This is a genomic window from Arthrobacter sp. StoSoilB19 (assembly GCF_019977275.1).
Lineage (GTDB): Bacteria > Actinomycetota > Actinomycetes > Actinomycetales > Micrococcaceae > Arthrobacter.
Genome location: NZ_AP024650.1, coordinates 3,884,301 through 3,902,599 on the forward strand (window position 1 = coordinate 3,884,301; position 18,299 = coordinate 3,902,599).

Here is an 18,299-nt window from a genome sequence, read left to right on the forward strand (position 1 = left end):
GGAACAGCGTGCTGACCAGGGTGTGGCCACATGACATTCTGGCGTCACTGCCGTGATTCAGCAGCGCCCGGGCCGCCGCCCTTGGACGTTCGCCGCGGTCTGCGTGATGGTGACCTCGCTGACGCTCCTGTTGTTCGGCCCGTCCCTGGGTCCTCCCGCTCGCCGTCGACATACGCGGGAGGGGCAGCGACGGCAGGACTCATGATTGCGTACTGGGCCTGGCGCCTCCCCCGCCGTTCCCGCCGGGTGCAGCGCCATGACGGAGCCGTCGTTTAGCTCCGATCTCCCCTGCCGGTGAAAGGTCCGGCCGCTCCTCTTAATGTCAGACCCTCCCCCGATGATTAGTTCATGGGGAAAGCAGCGGTGGCCAAGGCATATGCGGATATCCGTGGTGCCCTTGCTGTGCTTCATGCCGAGGTGGAGGGGCACGGTCCCGAGCCGTTCTCGCCGGCTGATCCCTTGGCGGGGCTCGCCGATGGTTGCCTTGATATTCTTGCCGGGGCCCGTCAAGTGGAGGCAGGGTTCGCGGCGTTGAAGGCGAAGGCCGCGGTGACGTACTCGGACAGCGCCCATCGTGTTGCCGGGCCGGATGCTTCGGTGCAGGCGCAGGAGATGGCTGTCGCGGCTGAGGTCGGGTGTGTGCTGTCTCTGGGGCCGCGGGCCGCGTCGTCGTTCCTGGCCGCCTCCCACGCCCTGGCCACCACGCTGCCCCGGACGCTGTCGGCACTGGAAGCCGGGGACCTGTCGTGGCAGCATGCCCTGGCCATGGTTGACGAGACGGCCAGCCTTGATGCCGCCGGTGCCGCCGCACTGGAAGGGCACTTCCTGGACCCGGGCGCCCCGGACCCGGCACGGGGCTGCCCGGCCGGGCAGATGCCCGCGCACCGGTTCAGGGCCAAGGCAAGGATTTGGCGGGAACGCCACCATGCCGAGAGCATCGGAAAACGCCACGCTAAGTCCGTGGCGGATCGGCGGGTGGAGTTCCGGCCGGACCAGGACGGCACGGCCTGGCTCTCCGCACACCTGCCCGCCCACCAAGCCTTGGCCGGCTGGAACCGGCTCACCGCCCTCGCCCGGAGCATGCAGGGCCCCGACGAGCCCCGCAGCCTGCCCCAGCTCCGGGCCGACACCTTCGCCGACGCGATTCTGGGCAGCGGCACCGCAACCGGGGATGTTGAAGACGGTGAAGCAGCACATGTCCCATCGCCACGGATCCAAGCGCAGGTGCTGGTCACCGTCCCGGTGTCCTCGCTGATGGGATTGACCGATGAACCAGCCATGCTCGACAGCTACGGGCCCATCCCGCCGTCCATGGCCAGGCAACTCGTCGCCAACGGCGCCAGCTCGTTCTACCGGGTGTTGGTGGATCCGCGGGACGGGGCGCCGCTGGAGATCGGGCGGACCAGCTACAGGGTCACGGGCGCGATGCGGGCCTGGCTGCGGCTGCGGGACGGAAAATGCCCGTTCCCCGGTTGCAGCAACAATTCACTCGACAACGACGCCGACCACATCATCGCCTGGAACAACGGCGGCACCACCGGGATCTCCAACCTGGGACAACCCTGCCGAAAACACCACAAACTCCGGCACAGCACCGGCTGGACACCCACCCCGGCCACCAGGAACGAACCACCCGGCTGGACCTCACCCACCGGCCGCCATTACACGTCCGAACACCAGGATTGGGAACCACCATGGTGGCCCCAGCGGCTCAAACGGATAGTGGGACCCCCCGGAAGGTCACTCGGCGGCCCACCGGACCTTGCGTTCATTCCGCTGTCCCCGGGAGAAGAAGCCTTGGAACGGTTCCTCCACGCCCCCGTATGAGGACTGCTGCACCCCGGTCTGTTTTGGACGTGCCCCACGGATCTACTGGGCGGACTGTATGCCGGGAGCATGGCCGGAACGCGGCCCACGTCTACCCCTTGCCGCCGTTATGACCCAAGTGTTTGGCTGTTGGCATGGCTGATGAAGAGGTATCCAAGAACGTTCCTTCCGACGAGCACCTGCGGCAGGATGTCGCAGGCGGGTCGGAGGGGGAAGCCCAGGACCCACAGGACGGGCAGTTTTCCCCCGGTCAAACGAACGCCGGCCAGCAGGTGTCGGGGCTTGCCTCGGCCAGCGGTTATGGCAAGGACCTGGATCCGGAGGCCGAGCCCCACGGAAACAACCCTGTTTAGGCCGTAAACGACGGAAGAGCGCCCCCGCCTCCCCGCTGTTATCCAGCCGGGGACGCAGGGGCGCTCTGTCGCGCCATCTACACGCTGGCCTGCAGCAATCCTGCCTCTTCGGCCACCGCGTCCTCGCCCTTGTGCGGCTCGAAGCGGACGAACATGGCCTTGAAGCCGGGGGTGTTGGAGATGCGGGCCACGTTCTCCTTGTGGACCAGGGCGTTGGCCTCGGGGAAGTACGCCGCGGCGCAGCCCTTGGCAGTCGGGTAGGCCACCAACCGGAACTTGTCCGCGCGGCGGTCCACGCCCTGGAAGGTGCTGACTACGTCCACGAGTTCCCGGTCCTGGAAGCCCTGCTCGGCGAGGTCGTCGGGGTGGATGAGGATCACGCGGCGGCCGCCGGAGATGCCGCGGTAGCGGTCATCCAGGCCGTAGAACGTGGTGTTGTACTGGTCGTGGCTGCGGATGGTCTGCAGCACCAGGTGCCCCGGCGGCGGGGTGAGGTATTCCAGCGGGCTGACCGTGAACCGGCCGCGGCCGATGTCCGTGGCGAAGGAGCGGGTGTCGCGCGGCGGGTTGGGCAGCACGAAGCCGTTCCTGGTCCGGACCCGGGCGTTGAAATCCTCGAAGCCGGGCAGCACGCGGGCAATGTGGTCGCGGATCACGTCGTAGTCCTCGGCCATGGCCTTCCAGTTGACGGGGTGGTCCGGGCCGAAGGTCGCCTCGGCCATCCGCGCCACGATGACGGGCTCGGCCAGCAGGTGCTCGGACACAGGGGTCAGGCGGCCCTGGGTGGAGTGGACCACGGACATGGAGTCCTCCACCGACAGGAACTGTGCGCCGTTGGGGTGCTTGTCGTCCTTGTCGGTCCGGCCCAGGGTGGGCAGGACCAGCGAGGTGCGGCCGTGCACGATGTGGGAGCGGTTGGGTTTGGTGCTGATGTGCACGGTCAGGCCGATCCGCTGCATCCCGGCTTCCAGGGCCTTGGTGTCCGAGCAGGCGAGCGAGAAGTTGCCGCCCATCGAGACGAACACGTCCACCTCGTCGCGCTCGAACGCCTCCATGGATTCCACGGCGTCGTAGCCGTGGTGCCGGGGGGAGGTGATTCCAAACTCGCTGTCCAGGGCCTGCAGGAGCCATTCCTTGGGTTTCTCCCAGATGCCCATGGTCCTGTCGCCCTGGACGTTGGAGTGCCCGCGGACGGGGCAGGCGCCGGCGCCGGGCTTGCCGAAGTTGCCCTGCAGCAGCAGCACGTTGACCATCTCCTTGATGGTGTCCACCGAGTGTGGCTGCTGCGTCACGCCCAGCGCCCAGCAGAAGATCGAGGCCTTGGACGCCACCAGCATCGACGCCACTTTCTCGATCTGCCCACGGGACAGGCCGGTGGCCCGCTCGGTCTCGTCCCAGTCCAGAGTCCGGCGGGCTTCACGGTAGGCGTCGAATCCGTCCGTCTGCGCGGCGATGAAGGAATGGTCGACGACGGTCCCCGGGTTTTGTTCCTCGGCCGCCAGGAGCAGGTGGCCGAGCGCCTGGAACAGCGCCAGGTCCCCGCCCACCTTGATCTGCAGGTATTCGTCCGCGAGCGGGGTGCCGCCGCCCACCACGCCGGAGACGGTCTGGGGGTCCTTGAAGTTGAACAGGCCCGCCTCTGGCAGCGGGTTCACGGCCACTACCTTGCCGCCCTTGTCCTTGCATTCCTTCAGCGCGGACAGCATGCGGGGGTGGTTGGTGCCCGGGTTCTGGCCGACGACGAAGATCAGTTCGGCGTCGTGGATGTCGTCCAGGGACACCGTGCCCTTGCCGATGCCGATGGTCGGGTTCAGCGCCGAGCCGGAAGACTCGTGGCACATGTTGGAGCAGTCGGGCAGGTTATTCGTCCCGATGGACCGGGCGAACAACTGGTAGAGGAAGGCTGTCTCATTCGCGGTGCGTCCGGAGGTGTAGAAGACGCAGCGGTCCGGGGTGCTGGCCCGGATGTGCTCCCCGATCAGCTCGAACGCGTCATTCCAGGAGATGGGCGAGTAGTGCGTCTCGCCCTCCCGGATCACCACCGGTTCGGAAAGCCGGCCCTGGTTGCCCAGCCAGTACTCGGTCTTGGTGGACAGCTCGGCAATGGAGTGCCTGGCCCAGAACTCCGCACCCACGGTGCGCAGGGTGTTCTCCTCGGCCACCGCCTTGGCGCCGTTCTCGCAGAACTCGGCCGTCTTGCGCTTCTTGTCCGATTCCGGCCACGCGCAGCCCGGGCAGTCGAAGCCGCCACGCTGGTTCAACCGCAGCAGTGACTGCGCCGTGCGGGCCACCCCTGCTTGGGCGACTGCACGCTCCAGGGCAACCATGACGGCCTTGACGCCGGCGGCCTCGGTCTTGGGCTTGTGGACCTCAAGGTTGTCCTCATTGATGTCCGCGACGGGGGCGGGCTGCTTACCGAACTTCATCGTTCCAACTTCCTTACCGGCCTGTGTTGTTCGAAGGTGAGTGTTGTTCGAAGGCGAGTGGTGTTCGAGGGCCAGTGAAAAGCGCGCCGGGCCTCCCGGCGCGCCTCTCTCCGGCACGTCACCTTACTGAATGTCGCTTGCTACTGGGCTACCTTCGCCAGCGTTTCCTGCTCCGCGGCGATGGTGGTGTCCTCGCCGTGGCCGGTGCGGACCACGGTGTCTGCCGGCAGGGTCAGCAGCCGTTCGCGGATGGAGGTAAGAATGGTGGGGTAGTCGCTGTAGGACCGGCCGGTGGCGCCTGGGCCGCCGTTGAACAGCGTGTCCCCGGTGAAGACCGTCCCCTCGCTTTCCAGGTGGAAGCAGGTGGACCCGGGCGAGTGGCCGGGCGTGTGGATTGCCTTCAGGGTTGCCCCGCCCACCTGGAACACGTCGCCGTCGGAGTGGTAGTGGTCCGGTGTGGCGTCCGGGTAGACCTGCTCCCAGAGCACCAGGTCCTCCTTGTTCAGGTGGATCGGTGCGCCCAGGGCATCGGCGACCTCGCGTGCGGCACCGATGTGGTCGTTGTGCGCGTGCGTGAGCAGGATGGCCTTCACCTTCCGGCTGCGGACCTGGGCGATGATCGCGGCGGCGTCGTGCGGCGCGTCGATGATGATGCATTCCTCGTCATTGCCCACGATCCAGACGTTGTTGTCCACGTCCCAGGTGCCGCCGTCGAGCGAAAATGTGCCGGAGGTGACCAGGTTTTCGATGGTGACGCTCATGCGGACGCTCCCGCCGGCTGGACCTCGACGACGGAGCGCAGCACCTTGCCCTCGTGCATCTTGCCGAACGCTTCCTCCACCTGGTCGATGGTGATCCGCTCGGACACGAAGGCATCCAGGTCCAGGTTGCCCTGCTTGTAGTGCGAGACGAGCATCGGGAAGTCGCGGGAGGGCAGGCAGTCGCCGTACCAGGAGGACTTCAGCGACCCGCCGCGGCCAAAAACATCCAGCAGCGGCAGTTCCAGCGTCATCTCCGGCGTCGGCACACCCACAAGGACCACGCGGCCGGCAAGGTCGCGGGCGTAGAAGGCCTGCTTGTACGTTTCAGGGCGGCCGACGGCGTCAATCACCACGTCCGCTCCGTGGCCTCCGGTGAGTGCACGGATGGCTTCCACGGCGTCCTCCCGGCGCGAGTTCACGCCATGGGTGGCACCGAGCGACTTGGCCATGTCGATCTTGTTGTCGTCGATGTCCACGGCGATGATCGTCGTGGCACCGGCCAGCCTGGCCCCGGCGACCGCAGCGATGCCCACGCCGCCGCAGCCAATGACGGCCACGGATTCCCCGCGCTTGACCTCGCCGGTGTTGATCGCGGCGCCGATGCCGGCCATGATGCCGCAACCCAGCAGGCCCACGGCGGCTGCGTCAACGTCCGGGTCCACCTTGGTGCACTGCCCGGCGGCGACCAGCGTCTTCTCGGCGAAGGCGCCGATGCCCAGGGCCGGCGAAAGCACGGTTCCATCCTCCAGGGTCATCTTCTGGGTGGCGTTGTGCGTGCTGAAGCAGTACTGCGGCTGGCCCTTGGCACACGCACGGCACTGCCCGCAGACGGCACGCCAGTTAAGGATGACCCGGTCGCCGGGGGCCACCGAGGTCACATCCGGGCCAACGGCACTGACCACACCCGTGGCTTCATGGCCCAGGAGGTACGGGAAGTCGTTTCCGATACCGCCCTGCTTGTAGTGCAGGTCGGTGTGGCAGACACCGCAGGTCAGGATGTCCACCAGCGCCTCGCCCGGGCCCGGATCCGGCACCAGGATGGTCTCCAACGACACCGGAGCGTCCTTCTCCCGGACAATGACAGCTTGAACCTTGTGGACCATTGTTCTTGTGTTCCTTTCCTGGACCTTGGCAGTCCGGTAAGTCGGCGACGTGTGCCAATCTAGCTGACGCAGCTGTTCAAGGACGGGGTCTTGGGCCCAACCCCTGAACAATTGCGTAATGCACAACAGAATGCACATAGCGCTACCTAGCAATATGACAGCGGCCACACCTCGTGTCAATAGATATATCAGTTGCAGGGCAGCGGGGCGATAGGCGTCCGGCATTGGCCGCCTGGGCGTTTTTGGTCGCCCGGGGCGCTCAATGGCGGCGTACGCCCCGTTATGTCCCCAAAATCTCCGGCAGTACGCTTGATGGCATGGCTTTTGAAGAATCCGCTGCCGAGCGGCGCGAAGTAACCGTCCGCCGGGCACCCAAGTACGTTCCCTTCCTGGTCCTGGGTGCGCTGGTGGGTGTTGCTGCAGCCGCAGTGGTTGCCTACGCGGTACCGGGCGATGCAACGTTCGACCCCGGCGCTGTCTTCGGATTCTTCCTGGTGATGTTTGCCGCGTGCGGCGCAATCCTGGGCGCCGCACTGGCGCTGGTCCTGGACCGCCGCAGCCTGAAGCGGCAGGACCGGGCCGTCGTGGAGGCCGTTCCCGACTCGGAGCCGGACACCGATCCCCAGGCGTAGCAAGTCACAAACGGGCGGCCGGAAAAGTCATACCCCATATCGTGAGATAATCGACCAGTGGCACGCGGCGATGGAAAACTTTCCCATGATCTTCTCCCCGGCGAAAAAGGCCCGCAGGACGCTTGCGGCGTCTTCGGCGTCTGGGCCCCAGGCGAAGAGGTAGCAAAACTTACCTATTACGGGCTGTATGCACTGCAGCACCGCGGTCAGGAGTCGGCTGGCATAGCAACCAGCGACGGCAAGCGGATCAACGTCTACAAGGACATGGGCCTCGTGTCCCAGGTCTTTGACGAGACCACGCTGAACACCCTGACCGGGCACCTGGCCGTGGGCCACTGCCGCTACTCCACCACCGGCGCCAGCCACTGGGCCAATGCGCAGCCCACCCTTGGCGCCACCGCCACCGGCACGGTGGCCCTGGCACACAACGGCAACCTGACCAACACCGCCGAGCTCAATGCCATGATCACCGAACGCAACGGCGGCCACCTCACCGGCGAAATGAAGCAGGGCAACACCTCAGACACTGCCTTGGTCACCGCCCTGCTGGAGGGCGAGCCCGGCAAGACCCTGGAAGAAACCGCCACCGAACTCCTGCCCAAGATCAAGGGCGGCTTCTGCTTCGTGTTCATGGACGAGGGCACGCTCTATGCTGCACGTGACACCTTCGGCATCCGCCCGCTGGTCCTGGGCCGGCTGGAGCGCGGCTGGGTGGTTGCCTCCGAGCAGTCCGCCCTGGCCACCGTGGGCGCCAGCTTCATCCGGGAGATCGAGCCGGGCGAGTTCATTGCCATCGACGAGGAAGGCGTGCGGTCCAAGCGGTTCGCGGAGCCGACGCCGGCAGGTTGCGTTTTCGAGTACGTCTACCTCGCGCGCCCGGACGCGGCCATCGCCGGCCGCTCCGTGTACGAGTCCCGCGTGGAGATGGGCCGCCAGCTGGCCCGCGAAAACACGCAGCAGGCGGACATCGTCATCCCCGTGCCGGAATCCGGCACCCCCGCGGCTGTTGGCTACGCCGAAGAATCCGGCATCCCGTTCGCGCACGGCTTCGTCAAGAACTCCTACGTGGGCCGTACCTTCATCCAGCCCTCCCAGACCCTGCGCCAGCTGGGCATCCGGCTCAAGCTCAACGCCCTTGAATCCGTGATCCGCGGCAAGCGTGTTGTGGTGGTGGATGATTCGATCGTCCGCGGCAACACCCAGCGCGCCATTGTGCGGATGCTCCGGGAAGCCGGCGCCGCCGCAGTGCACGTGAAGATTTCCTCCCCTCCTGTGCAGTGGCCGTGCTTCTATGGCATCGACTTCGCTTCCCGGGCCGAACTGATTGCCAACGGCGCCACCATTGAGGAGATCTCCCAAGCCATCGGCGCAGACTCGCTGGCCTACATCTCCGAGGACGGCATGATCGGTGCCACCCGCCAGCCGCGCGAACGCCTCTGCACCGCCTGCTTCACCGGCAAGTACCCCATCAAGCTCCCGGATGCGGACAAGCTGGGAAAGAACCTCCTGGAACGCACCGACCTGGGCGGCCTGAAGCCCTCCCCGTCCGCGCTTCCCGGCCAAACCGCCGCCCTGGCCGTTGACGCCACCGAGGACCCCGCTGAGAAGGCCGGGGCTACCGGCTGTGATCCGGGCCCGGACTCAGAATTCGAGAACCTGCTGACCGAAGCCGACCTTGTGCCCGACGTACCCGCCGCCACCAGCGCCGATAAGAAAGAGTCCGTATGACTTCCGTTAGCCCCGCCGCAAACAACTCCGGCATCACCTACGCCTCCGCAGGCGTGGACGTTGAAGCCGGGGACCGCGCCGTCGAGCTCATGAAGGATGCCGTCAAGGCAACCCACAACTCCTCGGTGATCGGCGGGGTGGGCGGCTTCGCCGGCCTTTACGACGTTTCCCGGCTGCTGACCTACAAGAGGCCGCTGCTGGCCACGTCCACCGACGGCGTGGGCACCAAGGTTGCCATCGCCCAGGCCATGGACATCCACGACACCATCGGGTTCGACCTTGTGGGCATGGTGGTGGATGACATCGTGGTGGTAGGCGCCGAGCCGCTCTACATGACCGACTACATCGCCTGCGGCAAGGTGGTCCCGGAACGCATCGCGGGCATTGTCCGCGGCATCGCGGCCGCCTGCTCCGTGGCCGGCACCGCCCTGGTGGGCGGCGAGACTGCCGAGCACCCGGGCCTGCTGGGCGAGCACGAATACGACGTTGCCGGCGCAGCCACCGGCGTGGTCGAGGCCGATGCCCTGCTGGGACCGGACCGCGTCCGTGCGGGCGACGTCGTGATCGGCATGGCCTCTTCCGGCCTCCACTCCAACGGCTACTCGCTGGTCCGCCGCGTCATCAACCACGCCGGCTGGGCCTTGGACCGCCAGGTGTCCGAACTGGGCCGCACCCTGGGTGAGGAACTCCTGGAACCCACCCGCGTCTACGCGGCCGATTGCCTGGACCTGGCCCGCACCTTCCCGGTCAGCGCCGAAGCGGCTGTTCACGGCTTCAGCCACGTCACCGGCGGCGGCCTGGCCGCCAACCTGGCCCGCGTCCTCCCCCAGGGCCTCGTGGCCACCGTGGACCGCGCCACCTGGGAACTGCCGGCCATCTTCAAGCTGGTCTCGGAGCTGGGCAACGTGCCCCTGGCGGACCTCGAGCGCACCCTGAACCTTGGCGTGGGCATGGTGGCCATCGTGTCGCCCCAAGCTGCCGACGCCGCCGTTGCCCGCCTGAACGACCGGGGCCTGCCGTCCTGGATCATGGGCACGGTCACCGAGGATTCGGACTCCATCCTGAAGTCCGGCCCGGATTACGTCCAGGGCGCCAAGGGCGTGGACGGCGGCGCTGTCCGCCTGGTCAACGCCTACGCCTAGCCAACTGCTGGAGGCTCCCCACTGCACGCGGTGGGGAGCCTCCACTTTTAAGCGACCTGGATGAGGTTCAGCACACCGCCCTGCGGGTCCTCGATGGTGGCCAGTGATCCCATCGTGGGACGGTCATCCGGCTCCACCAGGACTTCGCCGCCTGCTGCCAGGGCGGCCGCTGCCGCCGCGGCAATATCTGCCGCGCCAAAGTAGATCTGCCAGTCCGCTTCCTCGCCTTCGTCGGCAGGAACGATGCCGGCCACCTCGCTGCCGTCGATGAGCAGCGTGCTGTAGCTGCCGCCGTCGTCCTGGGGGTACTCGGTGACTTCATGGCCGAAAAGCTGCTGGAAGAAACCGATGGCGGCCTGCGGCTCGGGTGTAAAGAGCTCAGCCCAGGCCAAGGCGCCCGGTTCGTTGAAGAGCCGGCTGCCGAAGTGGGTACCCGCCTGCCAGATCCCGGTGGTTCCGCCGCCGGGAGGGGCCAAAAAGCCCAGCACCCCGGTGTCGCCCACCGTCTCAGGCCCGAACTGGGCGGTTCCGCCGGCATGGCCCGCTTCCTGGAGCAGGTCCGCGGCATCTGCGGCCGCAAAGTAGACGTTCCACTCGGCAGCGGTGCCGGCCTCAAGCTGCAAAGGATTTTGCGGCGCAATGGTGGCCACCAACTGCCCGCGGACAAAGGCCTGCGCGTAGCTGCGGCCGTCCGGAGTGGGGAAGTCCTGGTAGGTCCAGCCGAACAGGCGGCCGTAGAAATCTTTGGCGGCATCAACATCGGGGGTCTGGAGATCCGCCCAGCAGGGCTCGCCGCTGGCGTACGTGGTCCGAACAGTCATGCGGTCAGGTTACCAACCAAACACGGAAAGCCCGCTGCCCTGCCGGTAATTCGGTGGGGCAGCGGGCTCCATGACGTAAGCGGCGCCACAGCAGCCGGGCCAGGGGCCACAGCAGGCTTGCGACAACTAGCCGATGCGACGGTTGTCTACCTCGTCGTCATCGTCATCCAAATCATCCGCGTACTTATCCACATAAGCCGAATAGTCCGGTTCGACCGGTTCATTCGAGTAATGGCTCGTTGAACGACTTCCAGGGCCCGTCAGCTCACGCTGAAGTGCCGAGTAGTCAGTGTTCGGGGAGTAGTACTTAATGTCCCGAGCCTGCTTGGTAGCTTTTGCCTTTTGACGGCCGCGCCCCATGGCGTGACCCCCTTTTGTACTTGGACCGGAGGTGGTCACCTTGGCGATCGGTGAGGCCCCGGAATGTTTGGTCAATTTGTCGTACACCTAGATTACATGCTTTCGGCGGGCCCCGCTTGCCGCCCGGCGCCCCGAACGGCCGGGTGGGGTACCATGATGCACCTCCTCCCGCGGGATTCCGGCATTTTTCTTCGGTAGAGTCGCTTAAGAACTGCCGATTTTATCTGGCCGTTGGCGAGCCGTGGCACCAAAACCCAGGAGGATGCGCACCCGTGAACCACCAGGACATCCCGCCGAAACCCGCTTCGCCTCCGCGGACCGGAAGCCTGCCGAAGATCCACAGTGGGACCGGTTCAGCCCCCGCCCCGGAATCCGTTACCTGGTCCCAGCCGCGCCATGATCCTGCGCCGGAAAAACACACCAACAGGAAGCCTGCCCTGTGGAAGGCGTTTCTGGTCGTCGTCATCCTCGCCGTTGCCGGCTCACTGGTGTGGCTTGCCGTCTGGTTGAACTCCTCGCCTGGCACCGATGCGGCAAAGAATGACGCACAGGGCGTGCTGCAAACCGCGGTCACGCCGCCGGCCACTCCCCAACCCCTTCCCCGCGAAGGGGTCGCACCCCCGGCGTACGCACTGGGTGACTGCTTCAAGGATTTCGATCCCCAGGCCCTGACGTCCACGCTGGTGCCCTGCGATACGGGCCATTCGGCCCAGCTGGTGGCCACCTTGACATATCCGGAAAGCGCCAAGTACCCGGGGGCGGAGCCGCTCAAGGCCAAGGCACTGGAAGTCTGCCAGGCGGCGAAACTCGGCCCGGCGGCGAAAAACTTCCAGCTCAACTACCAGCGCAGCTTCCCCAGCAGCACCAGTTGGGAATCCGGCGACCGCAGGGTTGATTGCTACGTCACGGCAGACACCGGCAATGTGATTAACGCGAGCGTGCTGCCCTGACGGTCAGCCCGCCAGGGCAGCACGGCCCGCTTCAGAGGCCCTGCGGCTAGTCCTTCCGCCGCACCGACAGTCCGGAACTGGGGGCGCCCGTCAACGCGTCGACGTTGCCTTCGGTCAGTTCCCCAAAGTCCGGCGCGGTATCAACCAGGACGGTGTCGCCGTCGCTGATTTCACCGGCGAGGATGGACTTGGCCAGCCGGTCGCCGATCTCGCGCTGCACCAGGCGGCGCAGCGGCCGGGCGCCGTAGGCGGGGTCGTAGCCGGACAGCGCCAGCCAGGCCTTGGCGCTGTCGGTCACATCGAGGGTGAGCCGGCGCTCGTGCAGCCTGCGGCCCAGTTCCGCCACGTGCAGTTCCACAATGTGCGCCAGCTCCTCCACCGTGAGGGCATCGAACAGCACCACTTCATCGAGCCGGTTGAGGAACTCCGGCTTGAAGGACGCGTTCACCGTGGCCATGACCGCATTGCGCTTGGCCTCGGCGTCCAGCGTCTGGTCCACCAGGAACTGGCTGCCCAGGTTGGAGGTGAGCACCAGGATCACGTTGCGGAAGTCCACGGTACGGCCCTGCCCGTCGGTGAGGCGGCCGTCGTCGAGCACCTGCAGGAGGATGTCGAACACCTCGGGGTGCGCCTTCTCCACTTCGTCCAGCAGCACCACCGAGTAGGGACGACGGCGCACGGCCTCGGTCAGCTGCCCGCCTTCCTCGTAGCCCACGTATCCCGGAGGCGCCCCGACCAGCCGGGCGACGCTGTGCTTCTCGCCGTACTCGGACATGTCGATCCGCACCATGGCGCGTTCGTCGTCGAACAGGAAGTCCGCCAGGGCCTTGGCCAGCTCGGTCTTGCCTACGCCGGTGGGGCCCAGGAACAGGAAGGAACCCGTGGGCCGGTTGGGGTCACTGATGCCCGCCCTGGCGCGCCGGACGGCGTCTGAGACTGCGGCTACAGCCTTGCCCTGGCCGATGAGGCGCTTGCCGAGCTCCTCCTCCATGTGCAGCAGCTTCTGGCTTTCACCTTGCAGCATGCGGCCGGCCGGGATGCCGGTCCACGCGGAAATGACCTCCGCGATGTCTTCTGCCGTCACTTCCTCCGCCACCATCTGCGCGGACTTGTCCGTCACGGCGGCCTCCGCTTCGGCAGCGGCGTTCAGCTCGCGTTCCAGCGCCGGAATTTCCCCGTAGAGGATCCGCGAGGCGGTCTCCAGATCACCCTCGCGCTGGGCCTTGTCCGCGGCGGACCGCAGCTCATCGAGCTTGGCCTTCAGGTCACCCACCCGGTTCAGGCCGGCCTTTTCAGCCTCCCAGCGGGCGTTGAGCGCGGAGAGCTCCTCCTCCTTGTCCGCCTTGTCGGCCCGGAGCGCAGCCAGCCGCTCCACGGAGGCAGCGTCGGTCTCGCCCTCCAGCGCGAGCTCCTCCATGGTGAGCCGGTCCACCTGGCGCCGCAGCTGGTCGATCTCCTCCGGGGCGGAGTCGATCTCCATGCGCAGCCGGGACGCGGCCTCGTCCACCAGGTCGATGGCCTTGTCCGGCAGCTGGCGGCCCGAAATGTAGCGGTTGGACAGCGTGGCTGCCGCCACCAGCGCGGAGTCGGCGATGGAGACCTTGTGGTGCGCCTCGTAGCGCTCCTTCAGGCCACGGAGGATGCCGATGGTGTCCTCCACGCTGGGCTCGCCAACGTACACCTGCTGGAAGCGGCGTTCCAGGGCTGCGTCCTTCTCGATGTTCTCCCGGTACTCGTCCAGCGTGGTGGCGCCGATCAGCCGCAGCTCGCCACGGGCCAGCATGGGCTTGAGCATGTTGCCGGCGTCCATGGAGGAATCGCCGGTGGCGCCGGCGCCCACCACGGTGTGGATCTCGTCGATGAAGGTGACAATCTGGCCGTCTGAGCCCTTGATCTCCTCGAGGACCGCCTTCAGCCGCTCCTCGAATTCGCCGCGGTACTTGGCGCCGGCCACCATGGAGCCGAGGTCAAGGGAGATGAGGGTCTTGCCCCGCAGGCTCTCCGGGACGTCGCCGGCCACCATCCGCTGGGCCAGGCCTTCCACCACGGCGGTCTTGCCCACGCCGGGTTCGCCGATGAGCACCGGGTTGTTCTTGGTGCGGCGGGACAGGACCTGGACAACGCGCCGGATTTCGGCGTCCCGGCCGATCACGGGGTCCAGCTTGCCGGCGCGGGCCATGGCGGTGAGGTCGGTGCCGTACTTCTCGAGCGCCTGGAAGGTGTTTTCGGGGTCCGGGCTGTCCACCTTGCGGTCGCCGCGGACGCCCGGCAGGGCGGCGAGGAGTGCCTCGCGGGAGGCGCCGGCGTCGCGCAGCAGGCGGGCGGCGGCATCGTTGCCGGTGGAGAGGCCCACCAGGAGCACCTCGGTGGAGACAAAGCTGTCGCCCAGACGGTCCGCTTCCTCCTTGGCGTGCTGGATGGCCTGCAGTGCGGGCCGGGACAGCTGCGCCTGCTGGCTGGAGCCGCCCGACGTGGCGGGCAGTGCCTTGATGGCACTGCTGGCCTGGACGCTGACGGCATCGGGATCGGCGCCGGTTGCGCGAAGCAGCGCGACGGCGACGCCCTCACGCTGGTCCATCAGCGCCTTGAGGAGGTGGGCCGGTTCCACCTGGGGGTTGCCGGCCGTCGAGGCGTTCATTGCCGCGGCGGAAAGAGCCTCCTGGCTCTTGGTGGTGAATTTGACGTCCAAAGAGAGCTCCTTTCGGGGGCTTGTTGACTAAGTTGAGTCTACTACGCTCAACTTTGGACGGCGACGTCCACTAGCCATGTTTGCCCACGGCGAAACGGCTGTCCAGAGCCGGAGGTCCCGCCGGGCCTGCTTGGACAATCGGCTGCCGGGACATACTCCGCCTAGGTCCCGTACACGGACACGGCCGCAGCCTTGACCACGAAGTGCACCGTCATGCCGGGGACAAGGCCCAGGTCGGCGGAGGCGGCAGGGGTGATGTCCGCGGCCAGGCCGCCGGCCCGGACGCGGATCTGGTCGCCGTGCGGCTCGAGGTCCGTGATGGTGACGGCAAACGAGTTCCGCGGGCTGCCGTGCGCATCGTCGAGGAACACGGAAACGGCCGACGGCGGGAACACGGCGACGCCGGGACCGCCCGCCCTGGGCAGCGGGCCAGGCTCCCCGGACGCCGCGGCGGGGACGGCTTCCTCGTCGTGGCCGGCAATCCGCAGGCCGTGGCTGGTCCGCACCCCCGCCCCGTCGAGGATGCCCGGAATGAAGTTCAGCCCGGCGAGCCCGGCGGCAAAGGAGCTGCGCGGCCGCTCCAGCACGGCCCGGGTGGGGCCTTCCTCCGCGATCCGGCCGTTTTCCAGGATGACCACCCGGTCCGCGAGCACCAGCGCGTCCAGTACGTCGTGGGTCACGATGATGGCCTGCCGGCCTGCGAGGACGCGCTTGAACAGGCGGCGCAGCAGCGGCGCGGAGTGGATATCCAGGGCTGCCAGCGGCTCGTCGAGCAGGAGGAGGGCGGGGTCGGCGGCGAGCGCACGGGCCACGGCCACGCGCTGGGCCTGGCCGCCGGACAGCTGGGCGGGACGCCGCCCGGCCAGTTCTCCGGCCTCCACCTCGGCCAGCCAGTGCAGCGCCTGCTCCTCCGCATTCCGCTTGGAAACTCCGGCGCTGCGGGGCCCGAATGAGACATTGTCCAGGGCATTCAGGTGGGGGAAGAGCAGCGGTTCCTGGGCCAGCAGGGCGGTGCCGCGGCGGTGCGGAGCCGCCCACGTACGTTTTCCGCCGTCGAGGTCAAAGAGGGTCCTGCCGTTGAGTTCGGCCCGGCCGCTGTCCGGCCGCAGGAGGCCCGCGATGCCGGCCAGCAGGGTTGATTTGCCGGCACCGTTGGGCCCCATGACGGCCACGGTTTCGCCCGGTCGGACGCTCAGGGCCACGTCGAAGCTGCGCCCGGCCACCACTGCGTGGAAGGACAATGTCACCGGACACCCCCTCCTGCCGGGGCCGGCGCCGTCGTCCTTTTGCCTGACCCGGAACGGCCCGGTGCCGGGCGCCGGTATGCAAGGGCAACCACCGCCACGGCGACGGCCACGAGTACCAGGGACAGGGCGACGGCGGCGTCCGGGTCCGTTTCGCGCTGCAGGTAGATTTCCAGCGGCAGGGTCCGCGTCACCCCCTGCAGGCTGCCCGCGAACGTCAGCGTGGCGCCGAACTCGCCCAGGCTCCGCGCGAAGGCGAGGACCGCGCCGGACGCCAGCCCCGGGAGCACCAGCGGAAGCGTGACGCGACGGAACACCGTGCCGGGGCGTGCGCCCAGCGTCGCCGCCACCGCCTCGTAGCGGGAGCCCGAGGTGCGCAGGGCACCCTCAAGGCTAACCACCAGGAACGGCAGGGCCACGAACGTCTGCGCCAGGACCACCGCGGTGGTGGAGAAGGCGATCTGCAGGCCGAGCACGTTCAGCGTCTGCCCCAGCAGCCCCTGCCGGCCGAACGTGTAGAGCAGCGCGATGCCGCCCACCACAGGAGGAAGGACCAGCGGCAGGAGCACCAGCGAGCGCAGCAGCCCCTGCAGGCGGAAGGTGTCCCGGGCAAGGACCAGAGCCAGCGGTACGCCCAGCACAATGCACAGCAGGGTGCTGGCGGCCGAGGTCCGCAGGCTCAGCCCCAGCGCGGTCAGCGACGGCCCGGAGGTCACCAGCGGGAGGAACCGCGGCCAGTCCACGCGGAGCACCATCGCCAGCAGCGGAAGCACGACGACGACGGCGGCCAGGACGGCCAGCGCGCGGACCCAGCCGGGGATGCCGGAGTAGGCCGGGCTTGGGGTGCGTGGCCGCACCATGGGCAGAAAGGGCTGCCGCCTTGCTGCCTGCTCCCGGGTCACTTGACGCTTCCGTCACCGGCGCCGGCCGGCCCAAACCCCGCTGCAGCGAGGACGCGCCGGCCTTCCGGACCGGTGACGAGGTCCAGGAAAGCCCGGGCGGCGGCCTTGTTCCGGCCGCCGGCGACGCCGGCGATCGGGTAGGTGTTGACCGCACTCCCTGATTCCGGGAACTGGATCCCGGCCACCTTGGACCCGGCGGACTTGATGTCCGTGCCGTAGACCAGCCCGGCGTCGGCCTCCCCGGAGGCCACCTTGCCCAGGACGTCCGTGACCGCGTTCTCCTCGCTGACCGGATTCAGCGCCACTCCGGCCGCCTCCGCGGCCGTGGCCGCGGCAGTCCCGCAGGGAACCTGCCTTGCGCAGGTGACCAGTTTGAGGCCCGGCCGGGCAAGGTCCTTCAGTGCGGTGATTCCTGCCGGGTTGCCCGGCGCTACTGCGATGGCGAGCGTGTTGGTGGCGAAGTTCCTGGCGGCGCCGTCCACCAGCCCGGCGTCCTGCACCTTCTTCATGTTGGCCAGGTCCGCCGGCGCGAAGACATCCGCCGGCGCCCCCTGGCTGATCTGGCTGGCCAGGTCCGAGGACCCTGCAAAGCTCAGGGCAACCGTGGTGCCGGGGTTTTCCGCCTCGAAGGTGCGGGCGAGTTCGGTGAAGGTGCCTTTGAGGGAGGCGGCCGCGAAAACGGTGATGGTGCCTTCCGGCTTGGCGCCTGAGCCGGCTGCGCTGTTGCCTGCGCTGTTGCCCGCGCTGTTGTCCTCGCCAGGGCCTGTGCCCTGGGCCGCTCCGCCCGCAGCGCAGCCGGTGAGGACGGCCAGCAGCAGCACGGCGGCCGGCAGGACAGCAAGCGAAAGGAGCCGCGCCAGGGAGGCGGGCACCGCGGTACGCGTGGAGGTCCGGGTCATGCGGCGGCCCTGCCCTTCGGGGATTCGATGATGACCGTTGTTGCCTTGACCACCGCCGTGGCCACCGAGCCCGGTTCCAGGCCCAGTTCCCGCACGGCCTCGCTGCTCATCAGCGAGACCACCCGGAACGGCCCGCACTGCAGTTCCACCTGTGCCATCACCTTGTCCGTGATGACGTTGGTGACCAGGCCCACGAACCGGTTCCGGGCCGAGCTGCTCCCGCTCTTGGGGTCATCGGGCAGCTGGGCCAGCTTTTGCGCATGCGTCGCCAGCTCGAGTCCATCGACGGCGAGCCGGCCGGAACCGTCCCGGAGCGGGGTAAGTGTTCCGTGCTCCGTCCAGCGGCGGACGGTATCGTCACTTACGCCCAGGAGACGGGCAGCTTCAGAAACGCGGATAAGGGTCATTTCTTGATTCTAGTCCGCAGATGCGGATTAGGCCTCCGCTTCTGGGAGCATATGC

General features: G+C 67.7%; 16 protein-coding genes. 6 read left to right on the forward strand and 10 right to left on the reverse strand.

All coding sequences use genetic code 11. From position 1 onward, the window contains the following. Nucleotides 1-348: 348 nt before the first annotated feature. A complete protein-coding gene (locus LDO86_RS17960; protein ID WP_018771785.1) occupies nucleotides 349-1,827 on the forward strand; it encodes an HNH endonuclease signature motif containing protein in 1,479 nt (492 codons plus the stop codon). Nucleotides 1,828-1,961: 134 nt separating this feature from the next. Further along, nucleotides 1,962-2,180, forward strand: coding sequence for a hypothetical protein (locus LDO86_RS17965; protein ID WP_018771786.1), 219 nt, complete (start codon nucleotides 1,962-1,964; stop codon nucleotides 2,178-2,180). A gap of 77 nt (nucleotides 2,181-2,257) precedes the next feature. On the opposite strand, the gene LDO86_RS17970 is transcribed toward LDO86_RS17965, so the two are convergent. From LDO86_RS17970 to LDO86_RS17980, 3 genes are all read right to left on the reverse strand, one after another. Beyond that, a complete protein-coding gene (locus tag LDO86_RS17970; protein WP_018771787.1) occupies nucleotides 2,258-4,606 on the reverse strand; it encodes an FdhF/YdeP family oxidoreductase in 2,349 nt (782 codons plus the stop codon). A gap of 140 nt (nucleotides 4,607-4,746) precedes the next feature. Continuing rightward, nucleotides 4,747-5,367 (reverse strand): MBL fold metallo-hydrolase, encoded by a 621-nt coding sequence (locus LDO86_RS17975; RefSeq protein WP_018771788.1) that lies wholly within the window; start codon nucleotides 5,365-5,367, stop codon nucleotides 4,747-4,749. Then, on the reverse strand, nucleotides 5,364-6,470 hold the full coding sequence (locus LDO86_RS17980; RefSeq protein WP_224084132.1) for an S-(hydroxymethyl)mycothiol dehydrogenase: 1,107 nt from the start codon (nucleotides 6,468-6,470) through the stop codon (nucleotides 5,364-5,366). Before LDO86_RS17980 ends, LDO86_RS17975 begins: the two co-directional genes overlap by 4 nt. A gap of 317 nt (nucleotides 6,471-6,787) precedes the next feature. Here LDO86_RS17980 and LDO86_RS17985 point away from each other — a divergent pair, with 317 nt between their 5' ends. From LDO86_RS17985 to purM, 3 genes are read left to right on the forward strand one after another with little or no spacing between them, the layout of a single operon-like run. Further along, on the forward strand, nucleotides 6,788-7,102 hold the full coding sequence (locus LDO86_RS17985) for a hypothetical protein (RefSeq protein ID WP_018772123.1): 315 nt from the start codon (nucleotides 6,788-6,790) through the stop codon (nucleotides 7,100-7,102). A gap of 57 nt (nucleotides 7,103-7,159) precedes the next feature. After that, the gene (gene purF / locus LDO86_RS17990) at nucleotides 7,160-8,830 is read left to right on the forward strand and encodes an amidophosphoribosyltransferase (protein ID WP_018772124.1); all 1,671 of its coding nucleotides are present in this window, start codon (nucleotides 7,160-7,162) and stop codon (nucleotides 8,828-8,830) included. Then, nucleotides 8,827-9,972: a phosphoribosylformylglycinamidine cyclo-ligase gene (gene purM, locus LDO86_RS17995; protein ID WP_018772125.1), complete on the forward strand. Its 1,146-nt coding sequence runs from the start codon at nucleotides 8,827-8,829 to the stop codon at nucleotides 9,970-9,972. Before purF ends, purM begins: the two co-directional genes overlap by 4 nt. 47 nt (nucleotides 9,973-10,019) lie before the next feature. Here purM and LDO86_RS18000 read toward each other — a convergent pair whose 3' ends face one another. Both LDO86_RS18000 and LDO86_RS18005 read right to left on the reverse strand, forming a co-directional pair. Continuing rightward, entirely contained in the window at nucleotides 10,020-10,793 is a 774-nt protein-coding gene (locus LDO86_RS18000; RefSeq protein ID WP_018772126.1) for a VOC family protein, read from the reverse strand. A 126-nt stretch (nucleotides 10,794-10,919) separates the two neighbouring features. After that, on the reverse strand, nucleotides 10,920-11,153 hold the full coding sequence (locus tag LDO86_RS18005; RefSeq protein ID WP_018772127.1) for a DUF3073 domain-containing protein: 234 nt from the start codon (nucleotides 11,151-11,153) through the stop codon (nucleotides 10,920-10,922). Between the two features lie 272 nt (nucleotides 11,154-11,425). On the opposite strand from LDO86_RS18005, the gene LDO86_RS18010 reads away from it, so the two are divergent. Further along, complete coding sequence (locus LDO86_RS18010; protein WP_018772128.1) at nucleotides 11,426-12,103, forward strand: septum formation family protein; 678 nt, start codon at nucleotides 11,426-11,428, stop codon at nucleotides 12,101-12,103. A gap of 46 nt (nucleotides 12,104-12,149) precedes the next feature. On the opposite strand, the gene clpB is transcribed toward LDO86_RS18010, so the two are convergent. The 5 genes from clpB to LDO86_RS18035 all read right to left on the reverse strand — a co-directional run bounded on the left by clpB (nucleotide 12,150) and on the right by LDO86_RS18035 (nucleotide 18,244). Next, nucleotides 12,150-14,792: an ATP-dependent chaperone ClpB gene (gene clpB, locus LDO86_RS18015; protein WP_018772129.1), complete on the reverse strand. Its 2,643-nt coding sequence runs from the start codon at nucleotides 14,790-14,792 to the stop codon at nucleotides 12,150-12,152. 161 nt (nucleotides 14,793-14,953) lie between these two features. Then, nucleotides 14,954-16,039: an ABC transporter ATP-binding protein gene (locus tag LDO86_RS18020; RefSeq protein WP_018772130.1), complete on the reverse strand. Its 1,086-nt coding sequence runs from the start codon at nucleotides 16,037-16,039 to the stop codon at nucleotides 14,954-14,956. After that, entirely contained in the window at nucleotides 16,036-16,896 is an 861-nt protein-coding gene (locus LDO86_RS18025; protein ID WP_043425686.1) for an ABC transporter permease, read from the reverse strand. Before LDO86_RS18025 ends, LDO86_RS18020 begins: the two co-directional genes overlap by 4 nt. Before the next feature lie 38 nt (nucleotides 16,897-16,934). Further along, the gene (gene modA, locus LDO86_RS18030) at nucleotides 16,935-17,837 is read right to left on the reverse strand and encodes a molybdate ABC transporter substrate-binding protein (RefSeq protein WP_018772132.1); all 903 of its coding nucleotides are present in this window, start codon (nucleotides 17,835-17,837) and stop codon (nucleotides 16,935-16,937) included. Next, the gene (locus tag LDO86_RS18035) at nucleotides 17,834-18,244 is read right to left on the reverse strand and encodes a TOBE domain-containing protein (protein WP_018772133.1); all 411 of its coding nucleotides are present in this window, start codon (nucleotides 18,242-18,244) and stop codon (nucleotides 17,834-17,836) included. The genes modA and LDO86_RS18035 overlap by 4 nt, the downstream gene beginning before the upstream one ends. Between the last annotated feature and the right edge of the window lie 55 nt (nucleotides 18,245-18,299).

Coding starts and splice junctions, on each gene's coding strand:
- LDO86_RS17960 (WP_018771785.1), top strand. CDS start 349: ATGGGGAAAGCAGCGGTGGCCAAGGCATATGCGGATATCCGTGGTGCC.
- LDO86_RS17965 (WP_018771786.1), top strand. CDS start 1,962: ATGGCTGATGAAGAGGTATCCAAGAACGTTCCTTCCGACGAGCACCTG.
- LDO86_RS17970 (WP_018771787.1), bottom strand. CDS start 4,606: ATGAAGTTCGGTAAGCAGCCCGCCCCCGTCGCGGACATCAATGAGGAC.
- LDO86_RS17975 (WP_018771788.1), bottom strand. CDS start 5,367: ATGAGCGTCACCATCGAAAACCTGGTCACCTCCGGCACATTTTCGCTC.
- LDO86_RS17980 (WP_224084132.1), bottom strand. CDS start 6,470: ATGGTCCACAAGGTTCAAGCTGTCATTGTCCGGGAGAAGGACGCTCCG.
- LDO86_RS17985 (WP_018772123.1), top strand. CDS start 6,788: ATGGCTTTTGAAGAATCCGCTGCCGAGCGGCGCGAAGTAACCGTCCGC.
- purM (WP_018772125.1), top strand. CDS start 8,827: ATGACTTCCGTTAGCCCCGCCGCAAACAACTCCGGCATCACCTACGCC.
- LDO86_RS18000 (WP_018772126.1), bottom strand. CDS start 10,793: ATGACTGTTCGGACCACGTACGCCAGCGGCGAGCCCTGCTGGGCGGAT.
- LDO86_RS18005 (WP_018772127.1), bottom strand. CDS start 11,153: ATGGGGCGCGGCCGTCAAAAGGCAAAAGCTACCAAGCAGGCTCGGGAC.
- LDO86_RS18025 (WP_043425686.1), bottom strand. CDS start 16,896: ATGGTGCGGCCACGCACCCCAAGCCCGGCCTACTCCGGCATCCCCGGC.
- modA (WP_018772132.1), bottom strand. CDS start 17,837: ATGACCCGGACCTCCACGCGTACCGCGGTGCCCGCCTCCCTGGCGCGG.
- LDO86_RS18035 (WP_018772133.1), bottom strand. CDS start 18,244: ATGACCCTTATCCGCGTTTCTGAAGCTGCCCGTCTCCTGGGCGTAAGT.